This is a genomic window from Methylobacter sp. BlB1 (assembly GCF_015476545.1).
Taxonomy (GTDB): domain Bacteria; phylum Pseudomonadota; class Gammaproteobacteria; order Methylococcales; family Methylomonadaceae; genus Methylobacter.
Map to the genome: position 1 here is coordinate 26,817 of NZ_JADMKV010000015.1, position 20,708 is coordinate 47,524.

Sequence of the window (20,708 nt, forward strand, 5' to 3'; positions counted from 1 at the left end):
GTCACCGGTTTCTATTTTTGCGAGTTAATCGATTGCAACAGGCGTTTTAATGAAAGTTCTTCATGTTTATAGAACTTATTTTCCCGATACCCAGGGCGGTCTGGAAGAAGTTATTCGGCAGATCTGCCGTAATACCAAATGCCATAATGTGGAAAGCAGGGTTTTTACCCTAAGTCCGCAATCGGGGCAATCTGTCATATCGAGAAAAGAGGCCGATGTTTACCGTTTTAACCGGACCTTTGAAATTGCTTCATGCAGTGTGTCTATCAGTGCATTGTCAGGCTTCAAGCAATTGGTGGAATGGGCGGATATTGTGCATTATCATTTTCCCTGGCCTTTTGCCGACTTGCTTCATTTGTTAGGGCAAGTCAAGAAGCCCTCGATTGTTACTTATCATTCCGATATTGTCAGGCAGAAGGGTTGGTTAACGTTATACCGTCCCTTAAAGCAGTATTTTCTTACGCACGTTGACTGTATCGTTTCAACCTCGCCCAATTACTTTGCAACGAGCGATGTCCTGGGGACTTTTTCCGAAAAAGTGGAGATTATTCCTATCGGATTGGATGACGCCAGCTATCCGGTTGTAGATGCCGAACAGATGGAATCCGTTCGGGCGCAATGCGGGGAAGGTTTCTTTCTATTTATAGGCGTGCTTCGTTATTACAAAGGACTGCGTATTCTGCTTGAAGCCATTAAAAATACGGCATTGCGGGTCGTCATCGTCGGTTCGGGACCGATAGAGAATGAATTGCGGCAGCAGGCCAATGAACTGGGTTTAGAAAATGTCCAGTTTCTGGGCTACGTCAGCGATGAAGAAAAAGTCGCACTGATTCGATTATCAAGAGCAATTGTTTTTCCTTCTTATCTACGCTCGGAAGCCTTTGGCGTCACTTTGCTGGAAGGCGCCATGTTTGGCAAGCCCCTGATTTCTGCGGAAATCGGCACAGGCACCAGCTATGTCAATAGTGACAAGGAAACGGGTTTTGTAGTGCCGCCATCCGATTCAAGACGGTTACGCGAAGCCATGGAAAAACTGGATCAGGATGAGCAGCTGGCTAAACGCATGGGACAAGCGGCACGAGAAAGATATGAAAAATTGTTTACTGGGAAAAGAATGGGTGAACAATATGTGCAGTTGTATAAGAAATTGCTGGCCGAAGTGGTTTACGCCAAACCAGAGGCACAATCTAAAATAATCTAGGCAGGGTAAGTGTCAGACATCCACCAAGAGAACTACATGTCATTTTATCAAGGTTTCAACCACAATACCGGCAGTCAGGCGGCGGATCTGGGTATTGAATTTACAATCAACGGTATCATCTGCTTGATTCAGGCTATACCTTTGAAACAAACCGGGACATGCCCATGAATCCATATGCCGTGCAATCCGCATCACCCAAGGCGCTGGCACGAAGCCTATGGTGTAACCGGCAGCTTATCAGGCAAATGACCGTGCGCGAAGTAGTCGGGCGCTATAAAGGTTCTGTCATGGGACTGTTTTGGTCGTTTCTCAATCCCGTGTTCATGCTGGTGGTATATACCTTTGTTTTCTCGGTTGTCTTTAAAGCCCGTTGGGGCGTGGGAGGCGCGGAGGAAACCAAAACCCAGTTTGCCGTGGTGTTGTTTGTCGGCATGATTGTGCATGGGCTGTTTGCCGAAGTGCTCAATCGCGCGCCTGGCTTGATTCTGGCCAATGCCAATTATGTCAAAAAGGTGGTGTTTCCGCTGGAGATATTGCCTATTGTCAGCATGGGAGGGGCGCTGTTTCACAGTTTGGTCAGTTTGAGCGTGCTGCTTGCCGCGTTTGTTATATTTAACGGCTATCTGCATTGGACGGTAATTTTCATTCCATTCGTATTGCTGCCTCTGGTTATCCTCGCCCTGGGCCTTGCCTGGATGCTCGCTTCTCTGGGGGTATTCCTTCGGGATGTCGGGCAAACCATCGGCATCATTACCACGGTAATGATGTTTTTATCGCCGGTGTTTTTTCCTGTTACGGCCTTGCCGGAACAATACCGTCCCGTCATCATGGCCAATCCGCTCACTTTTATTATCGAGCAGTCGCGTGATGTGCTCATTTGGGGACGATTGCCTGATTGGACCAGCTTGGGTGTGTATATGTTAGTCGCTAGTGTTATAGCCTGGGCAGGTTATATCTGGTTTCAAAGGACCAGAAAGGGTTTTGCCGATGTGCTCTGATCTGCGGGATGTCGTTTATTCACTGACGCTACACAACGGTAGGGGTAGGCATTCCGGCGGGGCAAAATGCATAAGTCCTGATAGTCTCTAATTTAATGGCAGTGATATACTTCACAATTGCACAGATAGGGCAAAGTTATTCTGTGGGTAAAGTGGCTACTATTTGAATAATGGTGGCACTCTAATCAATCGAAGCTCACTGCATCAGTGAGCAAGATTTGACAATTAATTAAATAATCAAATTATTCCTGCAAGACAATGCAGCGGAGAGAAGTTCGAGGTCGATGAGTAACCAACTTGATGCTGTGACCCTGGTGACTGTCAATTATAATGCGGGCGATATGCTTTTGAGCTGTATTCGTTCCGCGGCAGGTCAAGTCGGGGAAATCATTGTTGTGGATAATGCTTCCTCCGACCAAAGCCTGGCGAACTTGAGCGCCCAGGATGAGTTGTTGGGAACCGTCAAAATTATCCGGAATTCACGAAATCTGGGATTTGCCGCAGCTTGCAATATCGGAATGCAGGCTGCCAAAGGCGACTACATATTGTTTCTTAATCCGGACTGTGAGCTTAATCCCGATGCCATTCAAGCCATGCTGGACGTGTTCCATGAGTGTGCCGAGGCCGGCATGGCAGGCGGATTGCTGATTGGTCCCGATGGCAGGGAGCAGGGCGGCGGAAGGCGGGCCATTCCCACACCTTGGCGCTCTTTTGTAAGAGCCTTCGGTTTATCTCGATTTGAGCACCGCTGGCCAAAACTGTTTTTTGATTTTCATCTGAATAAGCAGCCGTTGCCGGTTCATCCTGTCGAAATAGAAGCTATCTCCGGGGCTTGCATGCTGGTCAAACGCAAAGCGATTGAAGATGTCGGGTTGTGGGATGAGGCATATTTCCTGCATTGCGAAGATCTGGACTGGTGCATGCGCTTTCGTCAGAAAAAATGGAAGATTCTATTTGTGCCGGATGCGCACGTGGTTCATCACAAGGGCATGTGTAGTCGCTCGCGTCCCATATTTGTGGAATGGCACAAGCATAAAGGCATGATGCGCTTTTACCGTAAGTTTTTCAGCCATCAATATCCAAGGCCTTTAATGTGGCTGGTCGGCGCGGGTATCGGCCTGCGGTTCAGCATGCTGGTTGTTTATTTTACCAGTTGTCATATTGTGCATCGTCTGAGGTTGTTGAATGGATAAGCAGCAAGTAGGGATTATTGGTGCGACCAGCTTTGTCGGAGAATGTCTCCTGGATAGATTGGCAGGGCTGGATGTCGAGATGACGGCATTTTCGCGCAAACCTCAGAAAATCACCCCTGATCGTCATGCATCAAAACTAAGTTGGCGTGTTTTAGATGAGAACGCGGCCGATCCGGTGGCCACGCCTTATTCTGTTGAAACGCGAGCAATTGAAAATTGGGTCAGCCTGGGACCTATCTGGGTTTTGCCAGCGTTGTTTCCGATGCTGGAAGCCTATGGTATTCGCCGTATCGTGGCGTTGAGTTCAACCAGTCGCTTTACCAAAAAGACATCCAGGGATGCATCGGAGCAGGCGCTGGCCGAGCATCTGATCAGTGGTGAAGAAAGCTTGAAAGCTTGGGCTGAAAAACAAGGCGTGGAATGGGTCATTATCCAGCCGACCATGATCTATGGCTATGGCAAGGACAGGAACATTGCCAGGATAGCGCATTTTATCGAGCGCTTCGGCTTTTTTCCCTTGCTTGGCAAAGCTACAGGCAAGCGGCAGCCGGTGCATGTTGAGGATGTCGTTGATGCCTGCTGTTCGGCGCTTTTTTCAGAGCGGGCGCTAAACCGCGCTTATGTTGTGTCGGGTAAAGAACGGCTGACTTACCGGGCAATGGTTGAGCGCATATTTTTATCAATCGGAAAACCGCCTGTTTTGTTGTCGCTGCCATTAGGCGTGTTTCAATATGCCGTCATGTGTTTGCGGGTCCTGCCCCGATTCAAGTCGCTGACCGTTGAAATGGCGTCTCGCATGAATCAGGATATGGTTTTCGATCATGAAGAGGCGGCACAGGATCTGGGGTTTAAGCCTAGAGGTTTTTTAGACAGCAAAGGCTGACGGCTCAACGGGTTATCAACCCAAGGTTGCGCTTGCTCTGGATCCTTGGCTTTGCCAAACTTCGGCGTACCCATAGCCGCTATTCGGGCCAGGCATGGCAGTCATCAAACGAATGGATGTTGTCCATTCAGCCTGAAAATAGTCCAATTTTTGATATAACATCTTAAATAGCAATGAAATTTGTCTTTTCGCTGGGTGGATTGACCGCTCTGAATCTGGCTATTGCCATGGCCATCCAGTGGCTGGTTTTGGTCTATATCGGCCCAGGCGCCGATACCGATGCTTATTTTTCGGCGCAGATGCTGACCTTAATTCCTCTGACAATTTTCAGCGATATCCTGATCAGGGTATTGGTGCCTTTGTTGATAGGGTTAGCCGGGGAAAATTTGACCGCGAACGTAACATCTTTGTTGTTACAGTCATTTTTTGCCTTTGCGGTTATAGCTGCCATGTTGAGCTTGTCGGCTTATCTGTGGGTTCCGCTATTGTCGCCGGGACTTTCGAAGCAAGCGCTCGATCGGGCGATTGAAATGGCTGAGGTGATGTCAGCTACTCTGGTTTTTGGCGGACTGACGACGGTGTTGACATCGGCTTATCATGCCGAGCAGCGGTTTATTTATCCGGAATTGTCACAATTTATTGCCGGTATGGTCGTGCTGGCCGGCGTATTTTATGCAATGCCCGTTTATGGCATCGTATCGGTCGCTTGGGGCGTTGTCATACGTTGGGGATTATGGGCTGTTATGTTGTTCCAATGGGTCGATTGGCGCGCTCACTCGAGGTACGACCGGACGCTGACCAAAATGGTCTGGCAACGCATGCGCGCTTTGCTGTATGGCGAATTAATCAACAAAAGCGGTCCGGTCGTTGATCGTTACTTGGCCTCATTCGGCTCCGCAGGCAGTATCAGCTTGCTGACCTTCGGCAACCAGCTCTACGGGATATTTTTGGCGCTTACGAATACAGTATTCGCCATGCCTTTGCTGGCATTTGCGGCAAGGAGCATGAAGTCAAACGATACGTCCCGGCTTAGGCAAAATTATCGACAGAAGCTGCTGCTGACCGGAACAATGGCGCTGGCTGTATGGGGTATTTTCGCCTTGTGCGGGAAATGGGCGCTGACTTTGCTGGTCGGCTATGGGAAATTCGGCGCCGGGCAAATCGATGTGCTGTGGCAGCTTATGATGGTGATGGGCGGCATGCTGGTCGCAGGCGTAGCCGGCCAAATGGCGGTCAGTTGCCTTTACGCATTGGGCCGGACGAGCGTGGTAGTCAGGCTTGCGATGGTCAATTTTTTCATTTGTGCAGGCATAAAAGCGCTGGCGTTCAATGCAATCGGTATTGTCGGCATCGCAATCGGAATCGTCGCTTATCAATTATTGAACGCTGTTGGATTGCATATTGCGCTGCTGCGCGCATTGAAACAGGCTGACTGAAAGAGCGCAAAAAAACGCCAATAACGCACAATAACGGTGATAGCCATGCCTTATCACGACTCGCGAACAGGAAAAAAACCGTGAATACGACTATGAACGAAGTCTATGTTATTCTCTCGACCTATAATGGCGAGCGATTTCTATCCGAACAGCTTGAATCCATTCTTGCGCAGCAGTCAGTATCAATCAAACTCTATATACGCGATGACGGATCAAGCGATGGAACCAGGGCCATACTGGCATCCTTTGCCCAAAGCCATGCTCATATCGAAGTTGAGTATGGCGACAACATCGGCGTTATCAACAGTTTTTTTGCCTTGCTCAGGAAAATTCCGCCGGATGCCGAGTTTGTCGCTTTCGCCGACCAGGACGACATCTGGTTGCCGGACAAGCTTATACGGGCAGTTGACCGGCTAAAGGACGCATCAGAACCGGTCATGTACTGTTCCTGTTATAAGGCCGTTGATGAAAATGGAGATTTTCTCTGGCAATCTTTGCCGCCTGAAAAAGAGATAAGCTTCAAAAACGCTATTGTGCAAAATATCACGACTGGCTGCACTGTAGTTATGAACGGGAGCCTATTGACCGCCCTAAAAATACACCAGGTCAATACAAAAAATTTGATCATGCATGACTGGTGGGTCTATCTGGTGGCCGTCTGCTTCGGGCAAGTTATTTATGACCGGGAACCCTCTATGCTGTACAGGCAGCATGGCGGCAATGTGGTCGGCGCAAAAAACGGCTTCGCTTTGTGGCTGGGTAGAATTAAACGGTTTTTTTTGTATCGGAAGAAAAATTCCAGAATTGCCCAGGCCAGGGAATTTCTTGAACGCTATAAAAGCGACTTAAGCACTGAAGACTCGCATTTGATTTCGGCGTTTCTAGCTTATCGGCAGGCCGGATTATTGAAGAGAATACGTTACGCGATTGAAATGCCCTTATACATGCAAAAAAAATCCGACAACCTCATTCTAAAATTGCAATTGATCTTAAACAGCGTGCACTGACATCTGTGGCATCGTTATGGTCATGTGAAAATCCTGGTGCCGGCCTGGTTTCCTGACCAGCCAGCTCTGCCTGGTCATTCTTTGGCAAAAAATATAGCGTCAGGGTTTTGATTGTTGTCAATCAAAAAGCCTGTAATTTGTTGATTAAACGACTGCCTATCCTTGATAATATTCTGATGCCTGACTGTGACGGCTGAATTTTATTATTCAGTATGCAGTACGGAGTTATTTTTCGACAGAGGTCTTTTTGACAGCCGCTGTATGGAATTTTATTAGCAGCTTGGAGCGCTGGAAAGGCCAATAAAAACGTTTTTAGCCGGAAATAATCCGGCATAAAGTGCAAAAAAAACAGGTATTAAACTTGTTAAAGGCTTTTGGCGGCTTATTGAATGATACAGCTAAAATAAGTTAATAACCCATGTTTCTGATAACGGCAACTCTAATGGCAAAAATTAAAATGCTATTTTTAAATGAATCGATTTGCAATCAGCGCCCGAGGGATTTTTTCTCTATCAGTTTATTGCTGATGATGGGGGTTGATCATGTTATTGTTTTTATCCGCGAGCGCTGCAGTACGCATGAATGCTGAAAACCTGCGGTTTTATCAGGCATGCGCCTATAACTGAGATCTGTCTTGCATAGTCTTAAGAAAGCCCCCGTCTTCGTCTACGTTATTAACGTAGACTGGTATTTTGAGCTGCACTGGCTCCAGCGCGCGCTTGCGACTTTAAACGCCGGGGCTGAGGTGCATCTGGTGATGGGCATGACGGACCCTCGGTTGATTGACAGCTTCAGCCAATACGGATTTACTTGCCATCAATGGAATATCGACCGTAAGTCATTGAATCCTTTTTTTAATTTACAAGGGCTGATCGAGCTTTACCGACTACTTAAATCCATTTCCCCTGACGTCATTCATGCCATTACCATCAAGCCCAATATTTATGTCGGCTTGATTTTTTATCTGTTAAAAGTTCCTTATCTGTTAAGCATTACCGGAACCGGCATTATTTTTTCAGGCAAATCCTTATCGACCAAATTGATAAAGCCTATTATCAGGCTGCTTTATAAAGTGTCAAAAAGAAAAGACGTCAATCGCAGGATAGTGTTTGAAAACAGTGAGGACAGGGCCTATTTCATCAATACCGGGCTATGCGACAGTCACGAAGCCGTAACCATTCTCGGGGCCGGCGTGGATCCGGATATTTATGAGCCGGTCGCTGAACGTGAAACCGACGCGCCCGTTATTTTGTTCGCAGCCCGGCTATTATGGGATAAAGGGCTGGGCGATTTGGTTGAGGCGGCAAGACGCTTGCGCAGTCAGGGCTTGAATTTTGTGATACAGGTCGCCGGCATTATTGATAATTCAACGGTCAATGCTATTGATGAGCAGACGTTGAAAGCCTGGAACCGGGAAGGGGCAATACAATGGTTGGGCACGGAAAAAAATATGCCCAATCTGCTTGCGCAAGCCAATATTGTGGTGCTGCCGACTTTTTACGGTGAAGGCGTGCCGCGCATTTTGATCGAAGCCGCTTCCTGCGAAAGAGCGATTGTGGCGACTGATATGCCCGGGTGCCGCGAAATAGTAAAACACGGCATTAACGGATTGCTGGTGCCGGCCCGCGACATAGAAGCGCTGGCAGAGGCGCTTGCGCGATTAATCCAAAATCCGGAGATCAGAAAAAGAATGGGAAAACAAGGCCGAAAAATTGTCGAGCGCGACTTTTCCGAGCAACAAGTGATTTCTGAAACACTGTCTTTATATAAAGAATTATTGTCATGAACAAAGTGTTAGTTACGGGCGCCAATGGCTTCATAGGCAAGATCCTGTTGGCGGAGCTTATTGCCGCCGGCTTTGACGCGAAAGGCGCAGTTCGCTCATCCGCATCCATCTCCGGCCAGTCGGCCGCCATTGCGGTCGGCGATATCAATGCCGGAACATCATGGCAGGATGCTCTGCAGGGCGTTGATGTTGTAGTGCATCTGGCCGCGCGCGTGCATGTCATGAAGGAAACGGTGCTTGATTCACTAAGGGCTTTTCGCGAAGTCAATGTGGCGGGCACCGAAAACCTTGCCCGGCAGGCTGCGGCGCATGGCGTCAGGCGCTTCATTTATTTGAGTTCGATTAAAGTAAACGGTGATCAGACTGACAGGGCCTTTTCTGCCGATGACAATGCGATTCCTCGGGACTCCTACGGCTTGTCCAAATGGGAAGCCGAGCAGGTATTAAGAAAAGTCAGTGCGGAGACCGGTTTGGAAATCGTTATTATCCGCCCGCCTTTGGCCTATGGGCCTGGCGTTAAAGGCAATTTTTTGCGTTTATTGAAACTGGTCAATTCAGGATGTCCTTTACCACTGGGCAAAGTCAGCAACAAGCGCAGCATGGTCAGCGTCGATAATCTGTGTGATTTGATAAAGACTTGTATTGATCATCCCGGCGCTGATGGCCAGGTCTTCCTGGTCTCCGATGGTCATGATCTGTCTACGCTTGATCTGATCAGAATGATGGCGGCTCATATGCGGCAGTCGGCGCGATTGTTCTCGCTGCCGCTAGGCTGGTTATACGGATTAGGCAAGATAGTCGGTAAAAAGCCTGAGATAGATCGGCTCTGCGATTCGTTGCAAGTTGATATTCAGCAAACCTGTAATAAATTGCAATGGATGCCGCCGTATTCAGTGGATGAAGAAGTCAGAAAAACGGTAGCCTGGTTCATGGCGCAAAAGCAATAAAACACTGCATGCTTATTATCTTACTGTCAATTGGCGTATTATCGCTGTCGTGGCTGAGCGTTTATTTCATCAAAGCTTATGCGTTGAAGAATCTTCTGGATATTCCGAACCAGCGCAGTTCTCACCAGATGCCTACTCCCAGAGGCGGCGGTTTAGGCATCGTTGTGGCCTTTACCGCGGCTTCCTTGATGTTGTTTCTTGGCGGCAGTCTTGATCTGGCTGGTTTTCTGGCTTTAATGGCGGCTCTGTTGGTGGCCGGCATCGGTTTTTGGGATGATCACAGGCACATACCGGCCCGCTGGCGCTTTCTGGTCCATCTGGCCGCGGCGGTAATCGCGCTTGGATTGGTACAGGGATTTCCGCTATTAGTCATGGGCGACTGGCGCATCGAACTGGGTGTTATCGGTTATGCGTTGGGCATGGCTTATCTGGTCTGGCTGCTTAATCTGTTCAATTTTATGGATGGCATTGACGGGATCGCCGCTTCTGAAGCCGTATTTATATCAGGGGCTCTGGCCGGCTTTCTGGGCTTTATCGATAATGAGCTTGCGCTTATTGCCCTTTCGTTGTGTTTCGCTTCTCTGGGTTTCTTGTTGTGGAACTGGCCGCGGGCGAAAATCTTCATGGGCGATGTCGGCAGCGGTTTTCTGGGGTTTGTATTGGGGTTGTTGACTTTAATGGCCGGACACCAGGAGCCCATCTATGTTTATGTCGGGCTGATTCTGTTCGCGGTGTTTATAACGGATGCCACCGTTACCCTGGTGCGCCGTTATATCGGAGGGCAGAAATGGTATGAGGCGCATTGTTCTCATGCCTATCAGCATGCTGCAAGACGCTATGGCCATTTGAAAGTGATTCTGGCTGTCTGGGCCATTAATTTGTTCTGGCTGCTGCCGGTTGCGTCAGTCGTGTTCAGATATCCGGCCTATGCATTGCCAGGACTAATAATGGCCTATTTGCCGCTGATTTATGTTACTGTTAAGTTTGAAGCAGGCAACGCATGAACCAACGTTATTTGGGTATACTGCAACGTTTGCATGATGTTTCTTTTCTTCATGACAGGCCTATTCCAATTCGTGAAATTTAAATTCCGCTCCCGCACGACTATTTTCATCCATGATCTGGCCATGGTGGCCTTGGCCTGGTTTGGCGCGTACTGGCTGCGTTTTAACCTGGATGTCATTCCCGATAGGTACTGGCAGGATATCAAGCAGGATTTGCCTTACATTATTGCCATCCAGGGCGTTGTCTTCTGGTTTCTAGGCTTGTATCGTGGCGTTTGGCGTTTTGCCTCCATGCCGGATTTAATCCGGATCACGAAAGCGGTCATGATCGGCATAGGCCTGATTGCCTTGAGTTTCTTTTTGTACAATCGCGTCGAAGGCGTGCCGCGCGCCGTACTGCCGCTGTATTTGTTTTTATTGTTGCTGCTGTTGAGCGTGCCCCGCTTCTGCTATCGATTCTGGAAAGAGAATATCCTGATGGAGCGCTCAGGCAAGAGGGCCTTGATTGTCGGCGCCGGCGCGGCAGGAGAAATGCTGGTCAGGGATTTATTGGGTGAAACCAATTCCGGCTATGTACCGGTCGCCTTTGTCGATGATGACCGTCATAAGTGGAAAAGGGAAATTAGGGGCATCCGGGTTGTCGGCGATATCGAACAATTGCCGTTATTTGTCAAGAAACTGGATATTGAAACGGTACTGATCGCCATTCCTTCCGCAACAGACAGTCAAATGCGGCGCATTATCGAGACATGCGAACTGTGCGAGCTGCCTTTTCAAACCTTGCCGTCGGTTAAGGATTTGTTGTCAGGCAGGATTTCGCGCGACAGCCTGCGCGATGTTTCGATTGAGGATATTTTAGGCCGCGATCCGATTCATCTGGATTGGCAGTTGATTGCCGACAATCTTTGCGGTAAAAGCATCATGGTGACCGGCGGCGGCGGATCGATCGGCTCGGAACTTTGCAAGCAGCTGGCCAGAGTCAATCCGGCCAGACTTATTGTTTTCGATCAGTCGGAATTTAATTTGTACAAAATAGACGCTGACTTAAGGGCGTCCCACCCTGAAATAAGGCTTAAAGCTGTTTTAGGGGATGTTACCGACAGGTTGGCGGTGCGCCGCATTATTCAGAAATTAAAGCCCGATGTTATTTTCCATGCCGCCGCTTATAAGCATGTGCCGCTGCTGGAAAATCAGGTGCGAGAGGCTGTGCATAATAACGTCATCGGCACCAAGACGGTTGCCGAAGAGGCGATCGCGGCCGGTATCGAGCGCTTTGTTCTGATCTCCACCGACAAGGCCGTGAATCCGACCAATGTCATGGGCGCGACCAAAAGGGCGGCTGAGATACTCTGCCAGAATCTGAACATCCGCGGCGGCACGCGCTTCATGACTGTGCGCTTCGGCAACGTACTGGATTCCGCCGGCAGTGTCGTGCCCTTGTTCAGGGCGCAAATCAAAGCCGGCGGGCCGGTCACGGTCACTCATCCTGATATTACGCGTTATTTCATGACGATTCCGGAAGCCTGCCAGTTGATTATGCAGGCTGAAGTCGCCGGCAAAGGCGGCGAGGTTTTTGTCCTGGATATGGGCGAGCCTATAAAGATTGCCTATCTGGCCGAGCAAATGATTCGCTTGAGCGGCAAGCGGGTCGGAGAGGATATAGCAATTAAATATGTCGGTTTAAGACCCGGTGAGAAATTGCACGAGGAATTATTTCATGAGCACGAGCGGCTCAGATCAACGGGTTATGAAAAACTATTATTGGCTAATGCGCGGCTATATGACGAAACCTTGTGGACAACGCATATTGAAAAGCTGGTTCAGGCCTGTCAGCAGGATAATGAAACTGAGATTTTAAGGGTTTTGCGAAGCCTTGTGCCCGAATACCAAGCCGAGGCTCCGGATTATCAAGCCAGGGAAGATATTGTGCTGCATGATTTGATGCCGGCTAATCCATAGGCAAAAAAAACCTCCCTTCGCGTTAACGAAGGGAGGCAAAAAATCAAGCAGAGTGTTATGAGGAGGATCTGCTTGTAGGTATAACACTAGGAGTGTGTAGTTAATCCTGCCGAGCTTAACTGTTCAGTTTGACTTTTATTGCAATATTTCTGCAAGTTGCAGCAATTACAAAAAGATAAGAAGGATGACCGGGGTCGGCAGCTTTACCGCTCAGGCTTTTTATTGAAAGCCAAAATAATGAGCTTAAGCATGACCGATTTATCTATCTGTCAGTTGATGCGCACTATACAGAGGATATTTATTGGATACAATATGACAAATAATAAATTTATTGTTTTATAATAAGAAACAATTATGACATCTTATTTTTTGAATTATTGTCAACCATTAATATTCAGGAAAAGTGACAGCGTATTTCAATAGTAAAAACAGAACCTGAAATTGGCTATTTTTTAAGATGAAGAGGAGATGCAGTGGATAAATTAACCAGCATGAATGTCTTTGTTCGCGTGGCAAAGGCAGGAAGTTTCGCTGGCGGTGCGCGTGATCTGGGAATTTCTCGGGCGATGGCAACTAAACACATCATGCAGCTGGAGAGTAATCTGGGCACGCGCTTATTCAACCGGACTACGCGCAGTTTGAGCCTGACTGAGGTGGGGGCTCAATATCTGGAACGATGCCAGCAGGTGCTCGGTGATGTTGAAGAGATGGAAGCGGCTGTAACGCATCTACAGACTGAGCCGCGAGGTGTCTTAAAAATCAGTGCGCCGCCAGTGATTGGCGCAACACATATTTCCCGCGCCTTGGCTGAGTTTCTTAAAATACATCCGGAATTAAACGTCGACATGATTTTGCAAGGCAGTCCGGGTGATTTAATCGACGAAGGGATTGATCTTGCTGTCCATCTTGGCGACTTGGAGGATACCAGCATGGTGGCCCGGAAGCTGGCCAGTTCGTCCTTAGTGGTTTGCGGTTCGCCCGAATACTTGGAACAGTACGGCATCCCGCAGACGCCGGAAGATTTGGCGCATCACAGCTGTCTGGTCAACTGGGCAATCCCGCCAAGAGATAAATGGGAATTTAAGGATGAAGGCGGCTATAAGACCATACATGTGTCCGGGCGGATGCAAGCCAATGCCGCGCATCCGATTCGTATCGCTGCCATTAATGGACTGGGTTTGGTTATGCTGCCCACTTATATCGTAGGGAGTGATTTAGAAAAAGGTAAGCTTAAGCTGGTGCTGGAGAATTACGTATTGCCGCCGTTGGATATCCATGCGGTCTATCCCCATAGAAAATATTTGTCGGCCAAGGTCAGAAGTTTTATGGATTTCCTGCAGGAGTGGCTGGAGCACAGAGTCAGTATGCCTGGAACGGAATAATGGATACGTTAGTCAATAAATGGAATCGTATTTATAGTCAGTCGGAGCATGAATCCTATGTGCCGGCTCAGGTCCTGACCGACAATGAATTTTTGCTGCCTGAAGCCGGAACTGCTCTGGATCTAGCTAGCGGATTGGGCGCCAATGCTGTTTTCTTAGCGCAACAAGGGTTGACCGTGACGGCATTGGATATCTCTTCTGTTGCGATTGAAAAACTAACAGCATACGCGGCTCAGCAGGGGCTAAATATCGAAGCCCGCCAGCAAAAAATCGATCATTACAGCTTGGCAGATCTGAAATTTGATGTTATCGTCGTGAGCCGATTTCTTGATCGCGCTTTGAGTGATGCGATAATAGATGCACTTAACCCGGCCGGATTGCTTTTTTATCAGACGTATACGCGAGAAAAAGCTGGCCGGCACGGCCCCAATAATCCTGATTATCTGTTGGAAGAAAACGAGCTGCTGGACTTATTTTCACCGTTGCGTGTAATTTTTTACAGAGACAATGGTCGAATTGGCAATAAAAATCTGGGATTAAGGGGCGAGGCTCAGTTTATCGGCCAGAAATACATAGAGATTTAGTTAAACGATGATAGAAAATTTAGATCCCAGACAATGCTGGGATTTCTTGCAAAAGAATGCTCATGCAGTATTAGTGGATGTAAGAACCAAGATGGAACATACATTTGTTGGTCATCCGCCAGGTGCCGTGCATATTCCCTGGAAAGAGACGCCTGATTGGCAAGTTAATCCACAATTCGTTGCCGAGGTCGAAAAGGCTGTGCCTGACAGACAGGCGCCGGTTTTACTGCTTTGCCGCAGCGGCCAGCGCTCGCTGGATGCGGCCAAAGCGCTGGAAGAGGCGGGTTATCAGCATCTAATCAATATTGTCGACGGTTTCGAGGGTGCTTTGGATGAGGACAAGCATCGCGGTAACTTGGGCGGTTGGCGCTTCCATGGGCTGCCTTGGGAGCAAAGTTAATCTCCTTTCCTTGTCTAGGTTGGGCTAGCCGGGCGTGTCCGACATCCTCTTAAACTGCCGTTATGATGGCGCTCCGCCATCTTTTCCCTGCCCGATTTTTTAACCGGAGCGTGCTCGATTCCGCGCGCCTGTTCATTTAAACATTAGAGTATATTTAAAAGTGATCCAGAAATTAAGAAACATTGCTATTATTGCCCACGTAGACCACGGTAAAACGACGCTGGTTGACAAACTGCTACAACAATCAGGAACTTTCGCCGCGCATGCCAAGGTTTCAGAGCGGATTATGGACTCTAATGATCTTGAAAAAGAGCGTGGCATCACGATTTTGGCCAAGAACACAGCGCTGGACTGGAACGATTATCACATCAACATCGTTGATACGCCGGGCCACGCCGATTTTGGCGGCGAAGTCGAGCGCGTCTTGTCCATGGTTGATTCGGTATTATTGCTGGTTGATGCTGTCGACGGACCGATGCCGCAGACGCGATTCGTTACTCAAAAGGCTTTTGCCTTAGGTCTAAAGCCGATTGTGGTCATCAACAAGATTGACCGCCCGGGCGCGCGTCCGGATTGGGTGGTTGACCAGACATTTGATTTGTTTGACCGCTTGGGCGCAACGGATGAGCAACTGGATTTTCCGATTGTTTATGCTTCGGCATTGAACGGCTATGCCGGCCTTGATGTATCGGTTTCAGGCGGCGATATGACGCCGTTGTTCGAGACGATTGTTGAAAAAGTCAGTCCGCCGGCCGTTGATCTGGACGGGCCTTTCCAAATGCAGGTCACGACGCTCGATTACAACACCTACGTCGGCGTCATCGGCATCGGCCGTATCCAGCGCGGCACGATCAAGCCAAATATGCCTGTTACTATCCTTAATCGCGAAGGCGTGGAGCGTAAAGGCCGCATGCTGCAGGTTTTCGGTTTTCACGGATTAGAGCGGGTCGAAGTATCTGAGGCGCGCGCCGGCGACATTATTGCCTTTACCGGCATCGAAAAGCTGGAAATATCCGACACGATCTGCCATCCGGAGGCGGTAGAAGCATTGCCGCCGTTGACGGTCGATGAGCCGACTGTGACCATGACTTTTCAGGTCAACAACTCGCCTTTTGCCGGCAAGGAAGGCAAATTCGTCACTTCAAGGCAGATCCGCGATCGCCTGGAAAAAGAATTGCAGCATAACGTGGCGCTGAGAGTTGAAGATACCACTGATCCTGATAAGTTTAAGGTATCCGGGCGCGGCGAATTGCATTTATCGGTCCTGATTGAAAATATGCGCCGCGAAGGCTTCGAGCTGGGTGTTTCCCGGCCTGAAGTGATTATGAAAGAAATCGACGGCGAACTGTGCGAGCCTTTTGAAATGGTGACGATTGAGGTGGAGGAAATCCATCAGGGTTCCATCATGGAAAAAATGGGTGAGCGTAAAGGCGACTTGCTGAACATGGTGCCGGACGGTAAAGGCCGTATTCGTTTGGAATACATGATACCGTCGCGCGGGCTGATCGGTTTCCAAACCGAGTTTATGACGGCTACCTCAGGTTCAGGTTTGTTGTACCACGTGTTTGACCACTACGGTCTAGTGAAAAAAGGCGAACTGGGCACGCGCAAGCGCGGTGTGATGGTTTCCATGACACAGGGCAAGGCATTGGCTTATGGGTTGTTCGCTTTGCAGGAGCGCGGCGAGCTGTTCCTGGTCCATGCCGATGAAGTGTATGAAGGCATGCTGGTGGGCATCCATTCGCGCGCTAATGATCTGGTTGTTAACCCGACCAAGGCTAAGCAGCTGACGAATATTCGCGCCGCCGGTACGGATGAAAACCTGATTTTAACACCGATTCAAAAAATGACTTTAGAGCAGGCGCTGGAGTTTATTGATGAGGATGAGCTGGTAGAAGTAACGCCAAAATCAATCCGCCTGCGCAAGAAGCATTTAACCGAGAATGAGCGTAAACGGGCTGCAAAAGGCTAAGCAGCGTATATAAGCGGTACGGGTGGGCGGGTATTGTCCGCCTGTATCAAAATTGCAGTTCGGCAGAGAGTTGAATCCAATAAAAAACCCCGGGGCACTGATGTACCCCGGGGTCTAAAATCGCCAGCTTGGTTGGCATTTCCATCCATGGCAACATCCTATTGAAAATTCCTTGAAATCCTTATCCTGTTTTGGCGATGTGTATATTCTCTCAAAAAGTTCCAAGAAAAAAAGCCGGCTAAGGCGGAAATTCATGTAGGTTAAAGATTACGCATAGAATTGCCGTTTTTTAAGGTCGGCTTCGTTTGTATTTTGGCTAAAAAAGTATATCTGATTCAAGCGGCAATGATTTAACAATCACTGCGAAATCTGTTAATTCATAGTAAAATGGCGATAGACACTAATTCAGCTCTTGAAATCATGAATCAACGCACTGCCGAAGTAGAGCGCAATACGCTTGAAACTCAAATTAATATCAAAATCAACCTGGATGGATCAGGAAAAGCCTCGTTTCTGACAGGCGTGCCTTTTCTTGAGCATATGCTGGATCAGGTCGCCAGACATGGATTGATCGACATCGAAATCGATGCCAAAGGCGACTTGGAAATTGATGATCATCATACGGTGGAAGACATCGGCATTACCTTGGGTCAGGCTTTTGCTGCAGCCATCGGCGATAAAAAAGGCATTTATCGCTACGGCCATGCCTATGTGCCTCTGGATGAAGCGTTGTCCAGGGTGGTGGTTGATTTCTCGGGCCGCCCGGGCCTGTTTTACGAGGTGAAATTCCCGAAAGCCATGATCGGCAGTTTTGATGTGGATTTGTTCCGCGAGTTTTTCCAGGGCTTCGTCAACCATGCCGGCGTCACGCTTCATATTGATAATTTGAAGGGCGCTAATTCTCATCACATTGCCGAAACGATCTTCAAAGCCATGGGGCGCGCAATACGCATGGCCATCGCTGCCGATTCGAGAATGGCAGGCATGATGCCTTCCACCAAAGGCAGTCTTTAGTTTCAAATCCGCTTTCAATTTTTACTCTTGAGTTATATGTCTTCTGTTGCCGTTATTGATTATGGAATGGGCAATCTGCATTCGATTGCAAAAGCCCTGCAGCATGCTGCGCCGCAAGTGGATGTGCGAATAGTATCCGACGCCGACGCAATTTTGCGCGCTGACCGGGTGGTTTTTCCCGGCGTCGGCGGCATACGCGATTGTATGCAGGCGCTGAACCAGTCGGGTTTGTCCGATGTGATAAAAAGCGTCGCTGCAACTAAGCCGCTGCTGGGCATTTGTCTAGGCATGCAGGCTTTACTGACTGATAGCGAGGAAAACGGCAATACCCCATGCCTGAATATTTTTCCGGGCCATGTCGTGCATTTTCCTGAGCCATTGCAAGACAGCGGCGGCAATCGCCTGAAAATTCCTCATATGGGCTGGAATCAGGTTCATTTTGCGCCCCATCCGCTATGGGACGGTATCGTGCAGGACAGCCGATTCTATTTTGTGCACAGTTATTACGCACGCCCCGATGAGGCTTCCGTCACTGCAGCGACTGCAAATTACCCCGACCCATTTGCTTGTGCCTTGGCAAGGGATAACGTTTTTGCCGTACAATTTCACCCCGAAAAAAGTCAGGCAGCCGGTTTGCAACTGCTGAAAAACTTTTTGCATTGGAATGGACAGGTTTAAATTTACCATTGAGGTTTTACGTGTATGTTGCTAATACCAGCAATTGATTTGAAAGAAGGGAAATGCGTCCGTTTGCGGCAGGGGCGTATGGAGGATGACACGGTGTTTTCGGACGATCCTGTCGCCGTCGCGGGCAAATGGGTAGCGGCCGGCGCCAAAAGAATCCATCTGGTCGATTTAGATGGCGCTTTTGCAGGGAAACCTAAAAATGCGGCTGTGATTCATGCCATTGTCAATGCGTATCCCGACGTGCCCGTGCAGATTGGCGGGGGCATTCGTGATGAAGACACCATTCAAGGCTATCTCGATGCCGGCGTTCAATACGTCATTATCGGCACCAAGGCCGTCAGCGAGCCGCACTTTGTCAGAGATGTTGCGCTGGAATTTCCAGGCCATATCATTGTCGGACTGGATGCCAAAGACGGCAAGGTCGCCGTGGACGGCTGGTCCAAGCTGTCGCGTCATGACGTGATCGATCTGGCCCAACACTTTGAGGAAGACGGCGTCGAAGCGATCATTTATACCGATATCTCCAGAGACGGCATGATGTCCGGCGTCAATGTCGAAGCTACTGCGAAGCTGGCGCGAGCGATCCGTATTCCGGTCATCGCTTCCGGCGGCATTACTAACATGGACGATATCAGAGCCTTGGGTGCTGTGGCCGATGACGGCATTATCGGTGCAATTACCGGCAGGGCTATTTATGAAGGTACGCTGGATTTTGCCGAAGCGGAAAAACTGGCCGAGTCATTCTAAAGAAAATCATGAGCTTAGCTAAACGTATTATTCCCTGTCTCGATGTCGACAATGGCCGCGTCGTGAAAGGCGTAAAATTTGTCGATATCCGCGATGCCGGCGATCCGGTTGAAATTGCCAGGCGCTACGACCGTGAAGGTGCCGACGAAATCACGTTTCTGGATATTACCGCGACCCATCATGATCGCGACACTATCGTACATGTGGTCGAGCAGGTCGCTAGCGAAGTCTTCATCCCGCTGACCGTAGGTGGCGGTATCAGAACGCTGGACGATATTCGGCGCATGCTCAATGCCGGCGCCGATAAAGTGGGTATCAACAGCGCGGCGGTTTTCAATCCCGAATTCGTGCGTGATGCCGCAGAGCGTTTCGGCTCTCAGTGCATCGTGGTCGCCATTGACGCCAAGAAAGTCAGTCTGCCAGGCGAAGAAAACCGCTGGGAAATTTTTACGCACGGCGGCCGTAAAGCCACGGGCATCAACGCCGTAGAATGGGCTAAGAAAATGGTAGCCTACGGCGCGGGTGAGATTTTGTTGACCAGCATGGACCGGGACGGCACCCGGGAAGGCTTTGATTTGCCGTTAACGCGCGCTATCAGCGAAGCAGTGGCCGTGCCGGTGATTGCCTCTGGCGGCGTCGGCAATCTCGACCACCTGGCCGAAGGCGTGATTGAGGGCAAAGCCGACGCAGTATTGGCGGCCAGTATCTTTCACTTTGCCGAATACAGTATTCAACAGGCAAAAAAACATATGGCATCGCGCGGGATAGAGGTGCGTCTGACATGAGTTCTTCCTGGCTTGATGAGATTCGCTGGACCGCAGATGGTCTGGTGCCGGTGATTGCGCAGCAGGCGGATACCGGAAAAATACTGATGTTTGCCTGGATGAATCGCGAATCGTTAGCTTTGACGGCCCAGGAAGGTTATGCCGTTTACTGGTCAAGGTCGCGCAATAAACTATGGCGCAAGGGCGAAGAATCAGGACACAGGCAGAAAGTCGCGGGCTTGTTTCTGGACTGCGATGAGGACGTTATCCTGCTTAAAATTGAACAGGAGGGCGGTATCGCTTGTCATACCGGCCGCGAAAGCTGTTTTTACCGTAGTCTGGTTGATGGGCAATGGCAGCCTGTCGAGCCGGTGTTGAAAGATCCTGATGCCATTTATGGAAAGCAATGAACGACGTATTAACTCAACTGGCGCAGATTCTGGAGCAGCGTAAGCAGGAGTCGGCCGACAAGTCTTATGTGGCCAGTCTTTATGCGAAAGGTCTGGACACCATACTGAAGAAAATCGGCGAAGAAGCCACAGAAACAGTCATTGCGGCTAAAGGCGGCGATAAAAAGCAGATTGTTTATGAAACGGCCGACCTTTGGTTTCATTGCATGGTGTTATTAGCCGATCAAGGACTGGGACCGGACGATGTGTTGCAGGAATTGCAGCGGCGTTTCGGCTTGTCCGGACTGGAAGAAAAAGCCCGGCGTAATCAACAAATTGAGTAAGGCCGATCTTG

Annotated in this window: 21 protein-coding genes; all 21 read left to right on the forward strand. The window is 49.2% G+C overall.

Going from position 1 to position 20,708, the window contains the following annotated elements; translation table 11 throughout:
* The first annotated feature begins 49 nt into the window (after positions 1-49).
* The 21 genes from IT781_RS07895 (at position 50) to IT781_RS07990 (ending at position 20,697) form a co-directional block, all read left to right on the forward strand.
* Complete coding sequence (locus tag IT781_RS07895) at positions 50-1,201, forward strand: glycosyltransferase (RefSeq protein ID WP_194969602.1); 1,152 nt, start codon at positions 50-52, stop codon at positions 1,199-1,201.
* Between the two features lie 36 nt (positions 1,202-1,237).
* On the forward strand, positions 1,238-1,369 hold the full coding sequence (locus IT781_RS22585) for a hypothetical protein (RefSeq protein WP_255528667.1): 132 nt from the start codon (positions 1,238-1,240) through the stop codon (positions 1,367-1,369).
* The gene (locus IT781_RS07900) at positions 1,366-2,199 is read left to right on the forward strand and encodes an ABC transporter permease (protein WP_194969603.1); all 834 of its coding nucleotides are present in this window, start codon (positions 1,366-1,368) and stop codon (positions 2,197-2,199) included. The genes IT781_RS22585 and IT781_RS07900 overlap by 4 nt, the downstream gene beginning before the upstream one ends.
* A 284-nt stretch (positions 2,200-2,483) precedes the next feature.
* Positions 2,484-3,392 carry a glycosyltransferase family 2 protein gene (locus tag IT781_RS07905; protein ID WP_194969604.1) on the forward strand — a complete coding sequence of 303 codons (909 nt, stop codon included), beginning with the start codon at positions 2,484-2,486 and terminating at the stop codon, positions 3,390-3,392.
* Positions 3,385-4,275, forward strand: a complete 891-nt coding sequence (locus IT781_RS07910) for an NAD(P)-dependent oxidoreductase (protein ID WP_194969605.1) — start codon at positions 3,385-3,387, stop codon at positions 4,273-4,275. The genes IT781_RS07905 and IT781_RS07910 overlap by 8 nt, the downstream gene beginning before the upstream one ends.
* A gap of 173 nt (positions 4,276-4,448) precedes the next feature.
* Positions 4,449-5,711, forward strand: a complete 1,263-nt coding sequence (locus IT781_RS07915) for a lipid II flippase MurJ (protein ID WP_194969606.1) — start codon at positions 4,449-4,451, stop codon at positions 5,709-5,711.
* Positions 5,712-5,791: 80 nt separating this feature from the next.
* Positions 5,792-6,718: a glycosyltransferase family 2 protein gene (locus IT781_RS07920; protein WP_194969607.1), complete on the forward strand. Its 927-nt coding sequence runs from the start codon at positions 5,792-5,794 to the stop codon at positions 6,716-6,718.
* A 634-nt stretch (positions 6,719-7,352) separates the two neighbouring features.
* Positions 7,353-8,504 carry a glycosyltransferase family 4 protein gene (locus IT781_RS07925; RefSeq protein WP_194969608.1) on the forward strand — a complete coding sequence of 384 codons (1,152 nt, stop codon included), beginning with the start codon at positions 7,353-7,355 and terminating at the stop codon, positions 8,502-8,504.
* Positions 8,501-9,451: an SDR family oxidoreductase gene (locus IT781_RS07930; RefSeq protein ID WP_194969609.1), complete on the forward strand. Its 951-nt coding sequence runs from the start codon at positions 8,501-8,503 to the stop codon at positions 9,449-9,451. The genes IT781_RS07925 and IT781_RS07930 overlap by 4 nt, the downstream gene beginning before the upstream one ends.
* A gap of 8 nt (positions 9,452-9,459) precedes the next feature.
* The gene (locus IT781_RS07935) at positions 9,460-10,455 is read left to right on the forward strand and encodes a glycosyltransferase family 4 protein (RefSeq protein ID WP_194969610.1); all 996 of its coding nucleotides are present in this window, start codon (positions 9,460-9,462) and stop codon (positions 10,453-10,455) included.
* 72 nt (positions 10,456-10,527) lie between these two features.
* Complete coding sequence (locus tag IT781_RS07940; protein WP_194969611.1) at positions 10,528-12,414, forward strand: nucleoside-diphosphate sugar epimerase/dehydratase; 1,887 nt, start codon at positions 10,528-10,530, stop codon at positions 12,412-12,414.
* A gap of 473 nt (positions 12,415-12,887) precedes the next feature.
* Positions 12,888-13,796 (forward strand): LysR family transcriptional regulator, encoded by a 909-nt coding sequence (locus IT781_RS07945; protein ID WP_194969612.1) that lies wholly within the window; start codon positions 12,888-12,890, stop codon positions 13,794-13,796.
* Positions 13,797-13,888: 92 nt separating this feature from the next.
* Positions 13,889-14,380 carry a bifunctional 2-polyprenyl-6-hydroxyphenol methylase/3-demethylubiquinol 3-O-methyltransferase UbiG gene (locus tag IT781_RS07950; protein ID WP_228779003.1) on the forward strand — a complete coding sequence of 164 codons (492 nt, stop codon included), beginning with the start codon at positions 13,889-13,891 and terminating at the stop codon, positions 14,378-14,380.
* A gap of 7 nt (positions 14,381-14,387) precedes the next feature.
* A complete protein-coding gene (locus tag IT781_RS07955) occupies positions 14,388-14,780 on the forward strand; it encodes a rhodanese-like domain-containing protein (protein ID WP_194969614.1) in 393 nt (130 codons plus the stop codon).
* A 160-nt stretch (positions 14,781-14,940) separates the two neighbouring features.
* The gene (typA, locus tag IT781_RS07960) at positions 14,941-16,752 is read left to right on the forward strand and encodes a translational GTPase TypA (RefSeq protein ID WP_194969615.1); all 1,812 of its coding nucleotides are present in this window, start codon (positions 14,941-14,943) and stop codon (positions 16,750-16,752) included.
* 420 nt (positions 16,753-17,172) lie between these two features.
* On the forward strand, positions 17,173-17,766 hold the full coding sequence (gene hisB, locus IT781_RS07965; RefSeq protein ID WP_194969616.1) for an imidazoleglycerol-phosphate dehydratase HisB: 594 nt from the start codon (positions 17,173-17,175) through the stop codon (positions 17,764-17,766).
* Between the two features lie 36 nt (positions 17,767-17,802).
* Positions 17,803-18,444 (forward strand): imidazole glycerol phosphate synthase subunit HisH, encoded by a 642-nt coding sequence (gene hisH / locus IT781_RS07970; protein WP_194969617.1) that lies wholly within the window; start codon positions 17,803-17,805, stop codon positions 18,442-18,444.
* A 24-nt stretch (positions 18,445-18,468) separates the two neighbouring features.
* The gene (hisA, locus tag IT781_RS07975; protein ID WP_194969618.1) at positions 18,469-19,200 is read left to right on the forward strand and encodes a 1-(5-phosphoribosyl)-5-[(5-phosphoribosylamino)methylideneamino]imidazole-4-carboxamide isomerase; all 732 of its coding nucleotides are present in this window, start codon (positions 18,469-18,471) and stop codon (positions 19,198-19,200) included.
* An 8-nt stretch (positions 19,201-19,208) separates the two neighbouring features.
* Complete coding sequence (gene hisF, locus IT781_RS07980) at positions 19,209-19,985, forward strand: imidazole glycerol phosphate synthase subunit HisF (protein WP_194969619.1); 777 nt, start codon at positions 19,209-19,211, stop codon at positions 19,983-19,985.
* Entirely contained in the window at positions 19,982-20,374 is a 393-nt protein-coding gene (gene hisI, locus IT781_RS07985) for a phosphoribosyl-AMP cyclohydrolase (protein WP_194969620.1), read from the forward strand. Before hisF ends, hisI begins: the two co-directional genes overlap by 4 nt.
* Positions 20,371-20,697: a phosphoribosyl-ATP diphosphatase gene (locus tag IT781_RS07990; protein WP_194969621.1), complete on the forward strand. Its 327-nt coding sequence runs from the start codon at positions 20,371-20,373 to the stop codon at positions 20,695-20,697. The genes hisI and IT781_RS07990 overlap by 4 nt, the downstream gene beginning before the upstream one ends.
* Positions 20,698-20,708 lie beyond the last annotated feature (11 nt).

Excerpts from the sequence above, each read along its gene's own strand:
- IT781_RS07955 (WP_194969614.1), top strand. The coding sequence starts at position 14,388 with ATGATAGAAAATTTAGATCCCAGACAATGCTGGGATTTCTTGCAAAAG.
- IT781_RS07895 (WP_194969602.1), top strand. The coding sequence starts at position 50 with ATGAAAGTTCTTCATGTTTATAGAACTTATTTTCCCGATACCCAGGGC.
- IT781_RS22585 (WP_255528667.1), top strand. The coding sequence starts at position 1,238 with ATGTCATTTTATCAAGGTTTCAACCACAATACCGGCAGTCAGGCGGCG.
- hisA (WP_194969618.1), top strand. The coding sequence starts at position 18,469 with ATGTTGCTAATACCAGCAATTGATTTGAAAGAAGGGAAATGCGTCCGT.
- IT781_RS07930 (WP_194969609.1), top strand. The coding sequence starts at position 8,501 with ATGAACAAAGTGTTAGTTACGGGCGCCAATGGCTTCATAGGCAAGATC.
- IT781_RS07900 (WP_194969603.1), top strand. The coding sequence starts at position 1,366 with ATGAATCCATATGCCGTGCAATCCGCATCACCCAAGGCGCTGGCACGA.
- IT781_RS07905 (WP_194969604.1), top strand. The coding sequence starts at position 2,484 with ATGAGTAACCAACTTGATGCTGTGACCCTGGTGACTGTCAATTATAAT.
- IT781_RS07915 (WP_194969606.1), top strand. The coding sequence starts at position 4,449 with ATGAAATTTGTCTTTTCGCTGGGTGGATTGACCGCTCTGAATCTGGCT.
- IT781_RS07990 (WP_194969621.1), top strand. The coding sequence starts at position 20,371 with ATGAACGACGTATTAACTCAACTGGCGCAGATTCTGGAGCAGCGTAAG.
- hisH (WP_194969617.1), top strand. The coding sequence starts at position 17,803 with ATGTCTTCTGTTGCCGTTATTGATTATGGAATGGGCAATCTGCATTCG.
- IT781_RS07935 (WP_194969610.1), top strand. The coding sequence starts at position 9,460 with ATGCTTATTATCTTACTGTCAATTGGCGTATTATCGCTGTCGTGGCTG.
- hisB (WP_194969616.1), top strand. The coding sequence starts at position 17,173 with ATGAATCAACGCACTGCCGAAGTAGAGCGCAATACGCTTGAAACTCAA.
- hisI (WP_194969620.1), top strand. The coding sequence starts at position 19,982 with ATGAGTTCTTCCTGGCTTGATGAGATTCGCTGGACCGCAGATGGTCTG.
- hisF (WP_194969619.1), top strand. The coding sequence starts at position 19,209 with ATGAGCTTAGCTAAACGTATTATTCCCTGTCTCGATGTCGACAATGGC.
- IT781_RS07910 (WP_194969605.1), top strand. The coding sequence starts at position 3,385 with ATGGATAAGCAGCAAGTAGGGATTATTGGTGCGACCAGCTTTGTCGGA.